Annotated in this window: 9 protein-coding genes; 7 read left to right on the forward strand and 2 right to left on the reverse strand. The window is 76.7% G+C overall.

The window, feature by feature from the left end:
- Positions 1 to 9: 9 nt before the first annotated feature.
- Both A8711_RS15145 and A8711_RS15150 read right to left on the reverse strand, forming a co-directional pair.
- Positions 10 to 873: an NAD(P)H-hydrate dehydratase gene (locus A8711_RS15145; RefSeq protein WP_069088563.1), complete on the reverse strand. Its 864-nt coding sequence runs from the start codon at positions 871 to 873 to the stop codon at positions 10 to 12.
- Positions 857 to 1,588, reverse strand: coding sequence for a histidine phosphatase family protein (locus A8711_RS15150; RefSeq protein ID WP_043323666.1), 732 nt, complete (start codon positions 1,586 to 1,588; stop codon positions 857 to 859). Before A8711_RS15150 ends, A8711_RS15145 begins: the two co-directional genes overlap by 17 nt.
- A 135-nt stretch (positions 1,589 to 1,723) precedes the next feature.
- Here A8711_RS15150 and A8711_RS15155 point away from each other — a divergent pair, with 135 nt between their 5' ends.
- From A8711_RS15155 to A8711_RS15185, 7 genes are all read left to right on the forward strand, one after another.
- Entirely contained in the window at positions 1,724 to 2,053 is a 330-nt protein-coding gene (locus A8711_RS15155) for a hypothetical protein (RefSeq protein ID WP_043323668.1), read from the forward strand.
- A 67-nt stretch (positions 2,054 to 2,120) separates the two neighbouring features.
- Positions 2,121 to 5,804 carry a DUF4132 domain-containing protein gene (locus tag A8711_RS15160; RefSeq protein WP_069088564.1) on the forward strand — a complete coding sequence of 1,228 codons (3,684 nt, stop codon included), beginning with the start codon at positions 2,121 to 2,123 and terminating at the stop codon, positions 5,802 to 5,804.
- The gene (locus A8711_RS15165; RefSeq protein ID WP_069088565.1) at positions 5,801 to 6,904 is read left to right on the forward strand and encodes an AAA family ATPase; all 1,104 of its coding nucleotides are present in this window, start codon (positions 5,801 to 5,803) and stop codon (positions 6,902 to 6,904) included. The genes A8711_RS15160 and A8711_RS15165 overlap by 4 nt, the downstream gene beginning before the upstream one ends.
- Entirely contained in the window at positions 6,901 to 9,210 is a 2,310-nt protein-coding gene (locus A8711_RS15170) for a DUF5682 family protein (protein ID WP_069088566.1), read from the forward strand. Before A8711_RS15165 ends, A8711_RS15170 begins: the two co-directional genes overlap by 4 nt.
- Positions 9,207 to 10,319 carry a VWA domain-containing protein gene (locus A8711_RS15175; RefSeq protein ID WP_069088567.1) on the forward strand — a complete coding sequence of 371 codons (1,113 nt, stop codon included), beginning with the start codon at positions 9,207 to 9,209 and terminating at the stop codon, positions 10,317 to 10,319. Before A8711_RS15170 ends, A8711_RS15175 begins: the two co-directional genes overlap by 4 nt.
- 9 nt (positions 10,320 to 10,328) lie before the next feature.
- A complete protein-coding gene (locus tag A8711_RS15180; RefSeq protein WP_069088568.1) occupies positions 10,329 to 12,371 on the forward strand; it encodes a hypothetical protein in 2,043 nt (680 codons plus the stop codon).
- Between the two features lie 34 nt (positions 12,372 to 12,405).
- Positions 12,406 to 13,386, forward strand: coding sequence for a DNA polymerase domain-containing protein (locus A8711_RS15185; RefSeq protein ID WP_069088569.1), 981 nt, complete (start codon positions 12,406 to 12,408; stop codon positions 13,384 to 13,386).

Genomic DNA, 13,386 nt, shown 5'->3' on the forward strand with positions numbered 1-13,386 from the left:
CGTGGATCGTCAGACCGTGGCGATCGTGTACGGGATCTCGTCGAGCAGTTCCCGGGCGAGGAAGCCGATCCGCCCGTACCGGGGGACCAGCCGCTGCCCGCTCACCGCGTGCGCGAACGCCGCCCAGCAGGCGGCCTGCGCCGGGTCGGCGCCCCGGGAGAGCAGGCCCGCGAGCAGCCCGGCCCGCACGTCGCCGCTGCCCGAGGTGCCCAGCCCGGCGTCACCGCTCTCCTCCCGCCAGGCCCGGCCGTCCGGCGTCGCGATGTGCCCGTAGAGCGAGACGACAGCGTCGTACCGGCCGGCCAGTTCCACCGCCTCGGCGTCCAGGTCGTCGCCCGGATCGCGGCCCAGCAGGTGCTTCGCCTCGGTCAGGTTGGGAGTGAGCACCGCCTTGCGGCCGGACCCGGCCAGCAGCTCCGGCGCGTGGCTGAGCGCGCCCAGCGCGTACGCGTCGAGCACCAGCGCGGTCTCCCGGCCGGCCGCGTCCAGGACCAGGCGCAGCAGCTCCCCGGTGGTCTCGATGTCGGTCAGGCCGGGTCCGACCGCCACCACGTCGGCCTCGGCGACCAGGCCGCGGAGCAGGTCGCCCGGGTCGCCGCGGACCGCGCCGTCACCGGTCTCCGGCAGGCCGACCACGAGCGCCTCCGGCACCTGGATGCTCAGCGACGCCGCCGTCGACTCGGCCGCGGCGAGCTGGAGCACGCCGGCCCCGGCGCGCAGCGCGGCCACCCCGGCGAGCAGCACCGCGCCGGGGGTGAACCGGGAGCCGCCGACCACCAGCACGGTGCCGCGCGCCTCCTTGCCGCCGGTGGGCACCGGCAGCGCCCAGTCCCGCAGCAGCGCGGGGGTGATCACGTCAGACCGGCTCGGCATTGACCTCGTCCTCCCTGGTGGGCGTCGCCCCCTGCCGGTGCAGGTGGGCGACGTCGTTGAACACGTCCGGCACGAGCCGGCCGGTGTCGTCGGCGTGCCAGCCGGTGACCGAGCAGTTGGCGATCACGTGCTCGCGGGTCAGCGCCATCAGCTCCGCCTCGGTGAGCCCCTCCACCAGGTAGCGCAGCAGGAAGACCAGCGCGTCGTGGCCGAACAGCAGTACCCGGCCCCCCTCGTGGTCGCGGCGCAGGTCGCCGAGCAGCGCCCGCAGCCGCAGCGCCACGTCGGTCCAGGACTCGCCGCCGGGCGGGCGGTAGTAGAACTTGCCGAGCCGGGTGCGCCGCCGCGCCTCCTCCGGGTAGCGCCGGTTCACGCCGTGGCCGGTGAGCCCGTCGAGGACGCCCAGCTCCCGGTCGCGCAGCCGCTCGTCGACGCTGGCCGGGATCCCGGTGCCGTGCAGCGCCAGCTCGGCCGTGCGCACCGCCCGCAGGTACGGCGACACCACCGCGACGTCCGGCCGTTGCGAGTCCGGCAGCCCGGCCAGCCACCGGCCGGTCGCCCGCGCCTGCTCCTCGCCGGTGGGCGACAGCGGGACGTCCGCGTCCCGGTGGCTGAGGTCGATCAGCTCGGCGCCGGACGTCTCGGCCGCCGTGGCCGCGACGTTCGCCGTGCTCTCGCCGTGCCGGACGATCCAGAGCGATGCCAACTCCGCCATGCGGCTCCCGGTACCCGGGCTCGACCGGGGATAACCGTGCCGGACCGGCCCGGCGCGGGAGTGCGCGGCCGTGCATCGACCCGGCACAATGTCCCACGACGCGGGACGGACGGCCCGGGTACGAGGGAGGCGCACATGGCGACTGTGGTGCGGGGGCTGCGGGAGGCGCTGGTGCTCTTCCTGATCGCGGTCCTGGTGATCGCGGCGGCGGTCGGCATCTGGGTGGCCGTCGGCGGCGGCGACTTCACGCACCGGCTCGGCGTCGCGTTCATGATCGTCGGCGCCGTGATCGGGATGACCGGTGACCTCACGTTGAGCCGCATCGGCATGCTGCCGGCCCGGTCGGCGTTCGGCCTCGCGCCGGAGCGGGAGGACGGCGGCGGCGGGCGGGTGCTCACCGGCGTCGGCATCTTCCTGTTCGTCTCGGTGCCGCTGATCGTCGTCGGGGCGCTGCTGATCACCTGAGCGGTTCTCACGCTGTCGGTGCCGCCGGTTATGGTCCCCGCACACTGCGGGCGATCAAGGAGACGGTGTGCGCAGATTCGAGTTCGTGGGCGGCGGTTCGGCCAAGTTCTGGGAGGTCGGGCAGCGCGACGCGACGGTGACGGTCCGCTATGGATCCCTCGGCGCGCAGGGCCGCACCCAGGTCAAGGAGCTGGGTTCGCCGGCCGAGGCCGCCGCGCACGCCGACCGGCTGATCGCGGAGAAACTGCGCAAGGGGTACGCCGAGGCGACCGCCGCGCCCTCCGCCGGGCACACCGGCGCGCCGGCCGTCGGGCCGGCCGGGCCGAGCCACGAACCGGAGGCGACCGTCGCCGATCCGGCCGGCGCTGGTTCGGCCGGCAGCGACCAGGCCGGGACGCCGTCGGCCGCGTCGCCCGCCGGCGACCTGCCGGACGAGGACGCGTTCGAGGTCCCGGCCGGCTGGCGACGGATGCTGGCCCCGCGCCGGGGCGGCGCACCGGGCCCGGCCCTGCCCAGCGCCGCGAAGGGGCGGGCCGCCGGGCGGAAGGTGCTGGACTCGGTGGCCGACCAGGTCGCCGCCATCGCCCGGGCCACCACCGACCCGGAGCTGGGTCCGGCGCTGCGCGGCTACCTCGACGGCGAGCCCGGTCCGCTGGGCGGTGCCGCGCTGGTGGCGGCGGTGGCCATGGCGCTCGGCTATCACGGGCGCGACCAGCAAGGGCTGGCCCTCGGCGACCTGCTGGTCGCCGATCTCGGTCCGGCCGGTGCGGCCGTCGCCGCGACCGAGCAGATCACCGTGGCTGCCGCCGGGTCGATGTCCCCGCTGCCGCTGAACCGCATCAGGGCGGAGAAGTCGCAGAACTACGGCCACTGGCGGCTGCGCCAGTCCGTGCTGCGCCGGGTCCGCGCCCATCTCGCGGCGGCCGGCGACGACGACTACGCCGCGGCCCGCGCCGCGCTGGTCCCGTACCGGTCCGGGCCGTTGGCGACGCGGGTGGTCACCTCGTTCCTGCTGCCCACCGAGCGGGAGTGGGTGGCCCGGGACGCCGCCGACGTGGCGCGCGACGGGGGCCCGCTGCTCGCCGAGCTGCTGCTCGGCGCGGTCGACGAGGTGGACGCGATCCACGCCCTCAGCGGGCACCTGGCGGTCTACCGGCTGATGTACGACCAGGCGCCGATCGTCACCGCCACCGCGGCGGTCGGGTCGCCGATCGCGCCGCTGCTGACCGAATGGTTCGACCACGAGCACGCCGGCGCGGACGCGCGGCAGCGGCTGGCGTCGCTGCTGGCGGCCCTGCCCGGCGACGAGCCGATGGCGGCGCTGCTCGACCGGCTGGACCGTAGGTACGTGCCGCCCGCGGTGACGGAGATGCTGCGCCGCTTCCCGGTGCGCGGCGTGCGCCTGCTGTCCGCCGCCGCCGAGGGGCGCAGCCCGGCTGCGCGGGAGGCCGCCACGTTGCTGCGCGCCCACGTGCTGGCCAACCCGGCCGCTGTCGAGGCGGCGCTGCCGACGCTGGCCCCGGCACAGCGGGAGCGGATCGAGCGGATCCACGACGACGCCTCCGCGCTGCCGGCCGCCGGGCCGGACCGGCTGCCGCCGGTGCTGGTGTCCCCGCCCTGGTCGGTCCGCCGCCCACGTTCCGCCCCGCCGGTGGTGGACGGGCTGGCCCGTCCCGCCGGGTCCGCCACGGCCTGGCTGCCGGGCGAGCGGGAGCGGTGGGCCGCGGTGGTGCCCCGCTGGTCCGGCTGGTGGCGGGGTGACGACCTGACCGTGCTGGCCGCCGAGGTCGCCGCGGGGCGAGCCGGATCGTCAGCGGCGATCCACTTCTTCGTCCGGGCCACCGAGGAACTGGCCCGGCCGCTGCTGCCGGCCTGGCGGCCGACCGAGTCCTGGGGCGCCGACGAGTGGATGTCCCGCCTCGCCGGGCGCTACGAGCTGGACGCGCTGCCCACCGCGCTGCACCTGGCCCGTACCGCGCCGAAGAGTGTCGGCGAGGTGCTGCTGCCGTACGCCGACGGTGAGGTCGCCGACCTGATGGCCGACTGGCTCGACCGGCTCAAGACGGCCCGCCCGGTCGCCCGGGCCTGGCTGCGGCGGCACCCGGAGTACGCCGTGCGGGCGCTGCTGCCGGCTGCCCTGGGCGCGCCCGGCCCGCGCCGCCGGGCCGCCGAGCGGGCGCTGCGCCTGGTCGCCGCCGAACACCGCGACACGCTCCTCGGCGTGGCCCGCGAGCACGGCGAGGAGGCGCTCGCCGCCGCCACGGCGATGCTCGACGCGGACCCGCTGGCGCAGCTCCCGGCCCGGATGCCGAGCCTGCCGGCGTGGCTGGACCCGGCGGTGCTGCCGCAGGTGCTGCTGCGGGACCGTTCGGCGGCGCTGCCCGCCGAGGCGGTACGCCACCTCTGCACGATGCTCGCCATCTCCGCGCCCGGCGAGCCGTACCCGGGGGTGGAGATCGTCCGCGCGGCGTGCGACAGCGACTCCCTGGCGGAGTTCGGCTGGGCGCTGTTCGAGAGCTGGCAGGCCGCCGGGGCGCCGTCGAGGGACGGCTGGGCGTTCACCGCGCTGGGTCTGCTCGGCGACGACTCGACCGCGCGGCGGCTCGCGCCGTTGGTCCGGGCCTGGCCGGGTGAGAGCCAGCACGCCCGGGCGGTGACCGGCCTGGAGGTGCTGGCGCAGATCGGCACCGACGTGGCGCTGATGCACCTGTACGGCATCTCGCAGAAGGTGAAGTTCCGCGGCCTGCGGGAGCAGGCGGCCCGCAAGGTCACCGAGGTCGCCGACGGGCTGGGGCTGACGCCCGAGCAGCTCGGCGACCGGCTGGTGCCCGACCTCGGGCTGGACGCCGACGGCAGTCTGGTCCTCGACTACGGGCCGCGCCGGTTCACCGTCGGCTTCGACGAGCAGCTCAAGCCGTACGTGGTGGACGGCGCCGGCGCCCGCCGCAAGGACCTGCCCAAGCCCGGCGCCCGGGACGACGCCACGCTCGCGCCCGCCGCGCACAAGCGTTTCGCCGGCCTGAAGAAGGACGTGCGCACGCTCGCCGCCGATCAGATCCGCCGCTTCGAGACGGCCATGGTGACCGGGCGGCGCTGGCCGGCCACGGACTTCCGCCGCTACTTCCTGTCCCACCCGCTGCTGTGGCACGTCGTGCGCCGGCTGGTCTGGGCCACTGTGGACGACGCCGGTCAGGTGAGCGCCGCGTTCCGGGTCGCCGAGGACCGCACGCTCGCCGACGTCGACGACGAGACGTACGCGCTGCCGGATGACGCCACCGTCACCATCGCGCACCCGCTGCGCCTCGGCACGGCGGTGCCGGCCTGGGCGGAGGTCTTCGCCGACTACGAGATCCTCCAGCCGTTCCCGCAGCTCGGCCGCGACGTGCACCGGCTGGACGAGGCCGAGCGCGCGGAGAAGCTGCTGCGGCGGCACGCGGGCGTCACGGTCCCGGCGGGGCGGCTGCTCAGCCTGGAGCGGCGAGGCTGGCGGCGCGGCGACCCGCAGGACGCCGGCATCCAGAGCTGGCTGGAACGCGAGGTCCCCGGCGGCGGGGCGGTGGTGATCGACCTCGACCCCGGCATCGCGGTCGGGATCGTCGACATGTTCCCCGACCAGAAGATCGAGGCGATCTGGGTCAACGACGTGCCGTACGGCGGCTGGTTCCAGCGCGACGGCAAGGTCCGCCTCGGCGACCTGGACGACGTCACCGTCTCCGAGGTGCTGCGCGACCTGGCGGAGGTGACCCGGTGACCGCGCTCGACCCGACCGCCGAGCGGGCCCAGCGGCCTCCGGCCGAGGTGCGGTACGCCGACGAGCTGACCGCGCTGGCCGCGAACGACAGTGACCCGCGCCCGCCGGGCTGGCGGCTGAGCCTGCGCGCCGCGCGCCGGTTCATCCTCGGTGACCCGGCGGCCGGGATCCGGCGCAAGTTCGTCGGCGACCCGTCGCTGATCGACCGGGCGCTGGTGGCGCTGGCGACCAGCCGCGGGCTGATGCTCGTCGGCGAGCCCGGCACCGCCAAGTCGCTGCTGTCGGAGCTGCTCGCGGCCGCGGTCAGCGGCGACTCCACGCTCACCATCCAGGGCGGCGCGGCCACCACCGAGGACCAGATCCGCTACTCGTGGAACTACGCGCTGCTGGTCGCCGACGGTCCGTCGCCGCGCGCGCTGGTGCCGGCGCCGCTGCTGCGCGGCATGGCCGAGGGGCGGGTGGTCCGCTTCGAGGAGATCACCCGCTGCCCGCTGGAGGTGCAGGACTGCCTGCTCTCCCCGCTGTCGGACCGCGTGCTCGCCATTCCGGAGCTGCCCGGCGCCGACGCCATGGTGTTCGCCCGCGAGGGCTTCAACGTGATCGCCACCGCGAACACCCGGGACCGGGGCGTCAACGAGATGAGCGCCGCGCTCAAGCGGCGGTTCAACTTCGAGACCGTCTTCCCGATCCCCGACCTCGGCACCGAGCTGGAACTGGTGGAGGCCGAGGCGGGCGAGTTGCTGCGCCGCTCCGGCGTGACCGCGCCGCCCCGCCGGGACCTGCTGGAGGTGCTGGTCACCACGTTCCGGGAGCTGCGGACCGGGATCACCGAACGCGGCGACGCGATGGAGCGGCTGTCGGCGGTGATGAGCACCGCCGAGGCGGTGTCGGTGGCGCACGCGGTCGGGCTGCGCGGCTGGTTCCTGCGCGGCGAGCCCGGCGACGCCGCCGACCTGGTCGCCTGCCTGGCCGGCACCGCCGCGAAGGACGACGCGGAGGACCTGGCCCGGCTGCGCCGCTACCTGGAACAGCAGGTGTCCCGCCGCTCCGGCGCGCAGTGGCGGGCGGTGCACGACGCCCGGCACCTGCTGCCCGGGTGAGCGCCGTCGAGGCGCCCGGCGGCGTCACGTTCCTCGGCGTGCGCCACCACAGCCCGGCCTGCGCCCGCCTGGTCGCGGCCACGGTGGCGCGGCTGCGCCCGGCGTACGTGCTGGTGGAGGGGCCGGCGGACCTGAACGGGCGGATGGACGAGTTGCTGGGAGACCACGAGCTGCCGATCGCCGTGTTCACCGCGCACCGCGACGGCAACCGGCGGCACGTCTCCTGGAGCCCGTTCTGCGCGTACTCGCCGGAGTGGGTGGCGCTGACCGCCGGACGTGAGGTGGGCGCGCAGCTGCGCTTCATCGACCTGCCCGCGTGGCATCCCGCGCTGTCCGGCCGCGCCAACCGGTACGCCGACGCCGACCAGCGGTACGCCGAGGCGGTGCGCCGGCTCTGCGCCACCCTCGCCGTGGACAACGTGGACGCGCTCTGGGACCACCTGTTCGAGATCGGCCCGGACGACGGGCTGGCCGAGCGCCTCGACACGTACTTCGACGTGCTGCGCGGCGAGTCGGCGGCCGGGGCGGACGACACGGCCCGGGAGGCGTACATGGCCCGCTGGGTACGCGCCGCCCGCCGCCGGGCCGCCGGCCGCCCGGTGCTGGTGGTGACCGGTGGCTTCCACCGTCCCGCCCTGGTCCGGCTCACCGCCGGGGCGGGGGACGACGGACCGGAGGACGAGGACTGGCCGGAGGTGCCCGCCCCGGCTCCGGACGCGGTGGCGGGCAGCTACCTCGTGCCGTACTCGTTCCGGCGCCTCGACGCGTTCGTCGGCTACCAGTCCGGGATGCCGTCCCCGGCGTACTACCAGCGGGTCTGGGAGGACGGCCCGCGCCGGGCCGCGGAGGCGCTCACCGAGGCGGTGGCGGCCCGGCTGCGTGCCCGGCGGCAGCCCGTCTCCACCGCCGACCTGATCGCCGCCCGGACCATGGCCGGCGGCCTGGCCCGGCTGCGCGGCCACGCCCACCCGGGCCGGGTCGACGTGCTCGACGCTCTGGTGTCCGCGCTGGTCACCGACGCGCTCGACCAGCCGCTGCCGTGGGCGACCCGGGGCACCCTCGCGCCCGGCGCGCACCCGGTGGTGGTGGAGATGGTCGCAGCGCTCAGCGGCGACCAGGTCGGCCGCCTGCACCCGGACACGCCACTTCCGCCGCTCGTGCACGACGTCGACGCCGAGCTGGCACGGCACCGGATCGATCCGCAGGAGACGGTCGAGCTGGACCTGACAGTCTCCGGCGACCTGGCCCGCAGCCGCCTGCTGCACCGGCTGCGGCTGCTCGACGTACCCGGTCACAGCCGCGAGAGCGGCCCCCGGGTGGGCGCGGACGCGCTGCTCACCGAACGCTGGACGCCCGCGCCGTCGGCGGACCGGCTCGCCCGGGTGATCGAGGCCGGTGGGTACGGGCCGACCGTCACCGACGCGGTCACCGCCCGGATCGAGGAGCGGGTGACGCTGCTCGGCGCCGACGTCGACGCGCTCGCCACGACGCTGTTCGACACCGCGCTGGCCGGGCTGCCCGAGCATTCCACCCGCACGCTCACCGCGATCACCCGCGCCGCAGGCGCGGTCACCGACCTGCGGGCGCTGGGCCGGGCGCTCGCCGTCGCGCTGGCGCTGTGGCGGCACGACCGGCTCCTCGGCAGCGCCGGAACCGCACCGCTGGGCGCGCTGATCACCGCCGCCGTACGCCGGGCGCTCTGGCTCGTCGAGGGCGTACGGGCCACGGCCGCGCCGGCCGACCCGGGACGGCTGGCCGCGCTCGTCGCGGTCCGGGACGCGATCCGCCACGCCGGTCCCGCGCTCGGGCTCGACCGCGACGGCGCGCTCGCGGTGGCCGGGCGGGTCGCCGCCGACGCGGCGGCCCCGCCGGACCTGCGCGGCGCGGCGCTGGGCCTGGCCTGGTCGCTGGGCGACGTGCCGGACGCCGCCCGCGCGGTCCGGGCCGTGGCCGCGCCGGACACGCTCGGTGACTGGCTGTCCGGGTTGTTCGCGCTGGCCCGCGAGGAGGTGGTGGCCGGCGACGCCGCGCTGCTCACGGTCGTCGACGAACTGCTGGCCGGGATGGGCGCGCACGACTTCCTGGTGGCGTTGCCCGCGCTGCGGCAGGCGTTCGGCTGGTTCCCGCCCCGGGAGCGGGCGGAGGTGGCCCGGCACGTGCAGGCGCTGCACGGCGGCGACGCGCCGCCCGGTGACCTGCTGCGGCTGGACGCCGACCCGCTGCTGGTGGCCGCCGCCCGCGCGGTGGAGGAGCGGGTCGACGCGGTGCTGGCCCGGGAAGGGCTGTGGGAGGGGGAGCGGGCGTGACGGACCCGATGCGGGAACGCTGGCGGCTGGTGCTCGGCGACGCCGCGCAGGACAGCCTGGGCGGTCTGTCGGCGGAGGCGGCCGGCCGGGACGCGGCGCTGGACTGGCTCTACGGCCGCGACGCCGACCTCGGCCGCCGCGACGTGCGGCGCGGCGGGTCCGGCCCGTCCGTGCTGACCACTGTGGACTGGCTGGACGGGATCACCCGGCTGTTCCCGAAGGAGACGGTGCAGCGGCTGGAACGCGACGCGGTCGAGCGGTACGGCATCCACGAGGTCGTCACCGACCCGGCGGTGCTGGCCCGGGTCGAGCCGAACCCGGCGCTGCTGCGCGCGGTGCTGCGCACCAAGCACCTGATGGACCCGGAGGTGCTGCGCCTGGCCCGCAAGCTGGTCGAGGCGGTGGTGCGGCAACTGGTCGAGCGGCTGGCCGCCGAGGTGCGGCAGTCGTTCTCCGGGCCCCGGGCGCGACGACCCAGCCGGTTCCGGCAGGCCCGCAACTTCGACGTCCGGCGCACCATCCGGGCGAACCTGGCGCACTGGCGGCCGGACGAGCGCCGGCTGCACGTACGGCAGCCGCACTTCTTCTCCCGTACCCGCCGCCACCTGGACCGCTGGCAGGTGATCCTGCTGGTGGACCAGTCCGGTTCGATGCTCGGCTCGGTGATCCACGCCGCGGTGACCGCCGCCTGCCTGTGGGGGCTGCCGGGCGTACGCACCCACCTGGTCGCGTTCGACACCGACGTGGTCGACCTGACCTCCGACGTCGACGACCCGGTCGAGCTGCTGATGAAGGTGCAGCTCGGCGGCGGCACCGACATCGCCCGCGCGGTCGCGTACGGCGCGCAGCTCGTGGAGAACCCGCGCCGGGCCATCGTCGCGCTGGTGTCCGACTTCTACGAGGGCGGGAACGCCGGACGTCTGGTCCGGTCGGTGCAGCAGCTCGTGGAGCAGGGCACGCACGTGCTGGCGCTGGCCGCGCTGGACGAGGAGGCCGACCCGGCGTACGACCGGGCCACCGCGCAGCGGCTGGCCGACGTGGGCGCCGCGGTGGGCGCGATGACGCCGGGCGAGCTGGCCGCGTTCGTGGCCGAGCACGTGGGCCGGTAGGGGGACCGGATGACCCGTGACGACCTGATCGCGCTCACCCCGGACGTGCTGGCCGCGCTGAGCAACAGGGGCCTGGTGAAGCGCGCCACCAGGGAGGTCGACGCCGGTGAGCGGCCGGTGCTCACCGAGGACGCCGACGGCGCGGTGCGCGCCGCGTACCCGGACGGGGTGACGGTGACGCTGCCCGTGGGTGGCGGCCTCGCGGCCGGGATCTGCTCCTGCCCGGCGCCCGGCGTGTGCCGGCACCTGCTCACCGTCGTGCTGACCTACCAGCGCACGCACGCCGACGCCCCGGCCCGCGAGGCCGCGCCGGACGGGGAGGCCGCCTTGGACGGCGAGGCCGCCCCGGACACGGGTGCCGCGCCGGGCCGGGAGGACGCCGGCTCCGGCGGCGAGCCGTGGCGGTGGTCGCCGGGCGACGTCACCGACGAGGAACTGGCCGCCGCGATCGGCGCCCCGGCGCTCGCCGCCGCGAAGCGACGGCTGCGCCGCGGCTACACCGCCGTGGTCCACCGGCCGGACGCCGCCGACCCGGTCCCGCGCGTGGAGCTGCCCACCGGCACGGTCCGGTTCCTCGTGCCCCGCCAGATCGGGTACGCGCGCGGCGACGCCGCCGACGACGGCGGAGAGTCGATCGCGCTCGCCGTGTGGGCGTGCCGGGCGGCCGACCGGGAACACCCGGACCGTCCCGAGGCGCAGGTACGCGTCGGCGGACCGGCCACCGTGACGGATCACCCGGCGCTGGACGCGGCGGTGGCGCTGGCCGCCGACGTGCTGCTGACCGGCGTCGCGCACCTGGGCTCCGGCGTGGACGCCCGGCTCGCGGCGGCCCGGCGTGACCTCGACGCGGCCGGTCTGCGCTGGCCGCTGCTCGCCGTGGAGGACCTGGCCGGGCAACTGGAGGCGTACGCCGCGCGCGGCGCCCGGTACCGGCCGGAGACCCTCGCCGACCTGCTCGCCGAGCTGCCCGCGCGGCGGCGCGCGGTGGTCAACGCCGGGGCCACCCCGCCGGAGCGGGTACTCGGCACCCACGAACCGGCGGAGACGCCGCTGCGGCGGGTACGGCTGACCGGCCTCGGCGCCCGGGTCCGGTCCAGCGGCGGCGAGGTGGGCGTGGACGTGGTGCTCGCCCACCCGGCCGCCGTCTCGGTGCTGGTGCTGCGCCGCGCCTACCCGGTCACCGGCGACGACCCGCCCACCGGGCGCGAGCTGGCCGGGCGGCGGATCACCGGCGCCACGCTCGGCGCGCTCGCCGGCGGCAACGTGGTCTCCGAGTCGGCGGTGCGCAGCGCCGCGCACCAGCTCCGGTTCGCCGCCGGCCGGCTGGCCCGCACCACTGTCACGCCCGGCGCGGGGGACTGGTCCGGTCTGCCGCCGGGCCTGCTCGCCCGCGACCCGGACGCGCTCGCCGCCGAGCTGGCCGGACGGCCACCCCGGCTGCTGCGCCCCCGCACCGCCGCCGAGTCGGTGCGGGTGCTCGCGCTCGGCGAGGTCCGCGCCATCGGGTACGCGGCCGGCGAACAGCGCCTGCACGCCACGGTGACCGGGGCCGACGGCGGCACGGCGACCGTCACCGCCACTCACCACGCCGCGGCCCCGGGTGCACTCGACGCGCTCGCGGCGGCACTGGACGGCACACACGGGCCGCCGCGCTACGTCAGCGGGACAGTCCGCCGGGGCGCCGACGGACTCGTCGTCGAGCCGCTGGCGGTGGTCGCCGACACTGTGGTCGTACCCGATCTGGCGCCTGGAGTGGGTGACGGGCGGCTGGCCGGCGCGGTCGACGCCCGGCCCGACCCGGTCGCCGCGGCGCTGGGTGCGGCGGCGGCGCTGCTCGCGCAGGCCGCGCACACCGGCCTGCGGCACCTGCCGGCCGCCTTCCCGGAGCGGTTGCGCGCGACGGCGGCCGGGCTCGCCGCGGTCGGCCTGGACCGCTGCGGCGCGACAGTGTCCGGCCTGGCCGGCGCGCTCGGCGCCGACCCCGGCGAACCGGCGGTACGGGCCTGGGTGGACGCCTGGATCCGGCTGTCGGTCACCGGGGAGTCCCGGTGAGCCGGTCCCCACGCCCGGCCAGGATCGCTACGGTGTGACGGTGGCGACCACGGCGGCGCAGGAGATCCAGGTGGGGGAGCGGCTGGTCCGCGTCTCCAGCCCCGACAAGCCCTACTTCCCGGAGCGCGGGCTGACCAAGCTGGACGTGGTCAACTACTTCCTGTCCGTCGGCGACGGCATCCTGCGCGCGCTGCGGGACCGGCCGACCATGCTGGAACGCTGGCCGCGCGGCGTGTTCGAGGGCGCCAAGGTGGCCACCCGGCAGACCAACAAGGGCGACGCGTTCTACCAGAAGCGGCTTCCGGCCGGCGCGCCCGACTGGGTGCGCACCGCGCACATCACGTTCCCCAGCGGCCGTACCGCCGACGAGGTGGCCCCGAGCGAGCTGGCCGTGGTGATCTGGGCGGCCAACCTGGGCACGCTGCGGTTCCACCCGTGGCCGGTGTCGAAGGGCGACGTGGAACGCCCCGACCAGCTGCGCATCGACCTCGACCCGATGCCGGGTGTCGACTTCGCGCAGGTGGTGCCGGTGGCGCACGAGGTACGCGCGTTCCTGACGGAGCTGGGCCTGGAGGGCTTCCCGAAGACCACCGGCGGACGCGGCATCCACGTGTACGTCTCGATCGAGCCGCGCTGGAGCTTCGGCGAGTGCCGGCGTGCGGTGCTCGCGCTGGGCCTGGAGATGCAGCGCCGCCTGCCCGACCTGGTCACCACCACCTGGTGGCGCGACCAGCGGGACCGGCCGGTCTTCGTCGACTACAACCAGATGGCCCGCGACCACACCATGACCTCGGCGTACTCGATCCGGCCGACCCCGGCGGCGCTGGTCTCGGCGCCGCTGGAGTGGTCCGAGCTGGACGACGCCCGCCCGGAGGACTTCGACGTGCTCAGCATGCCCGCGCGGTTCGCCGGGCGGGGCGACCCGCACGCCGGGCTGGACAAGCGGCGGTACTCGCTGGAACCCCTGCTGGAGCGGGCCGACGCCGAAGGGCTGGAGTCGCCGCCGGAACGCTGA

Source organism: Micromonospora sp. II (genome assembly GCF_001709195.1).
In the GTDB taxonomy this organism is placed as follows: Bacteria; Actinomycetota; Actinomycetes; order Mycobacteriales; family Micromonosporaceae; genus Micromonospora; species Micromonospora chalcea.

Excerpts from the sequence above, each read along its gene's own strand:
- A8711_RS15145 (WP_069088563.1), bottom strand. The coding sequence starts at position 873 with ATGCCGAGCCGGTCTGACGTGATCACCCCCGCGCTGCTGCGGGACTGG.
- A8711_RS15150 (WP_043323666.1), bottom strand. The coding sequence starts at position 1,588 with ATGGCGGAGTTGGCATCGCTCTGGATCGTCCGGCACGGCGAGAGCACG.
- A8711_RS15155 (WP_043323668.1), top strand. The coding sequence starts at position 1,724 with ATGGCGACTGTGGTGCGGGGGCTGCGGGAGGCGCTGGTGCTCTTCCTG.
- A8711_RS15180 (WP_069088568.1), top strand. The coding sequence starts at position 10,329 with ATGACCCGTGACGACCTGATCGCGCTCACCCCGGACGTGCTGGCCGCG.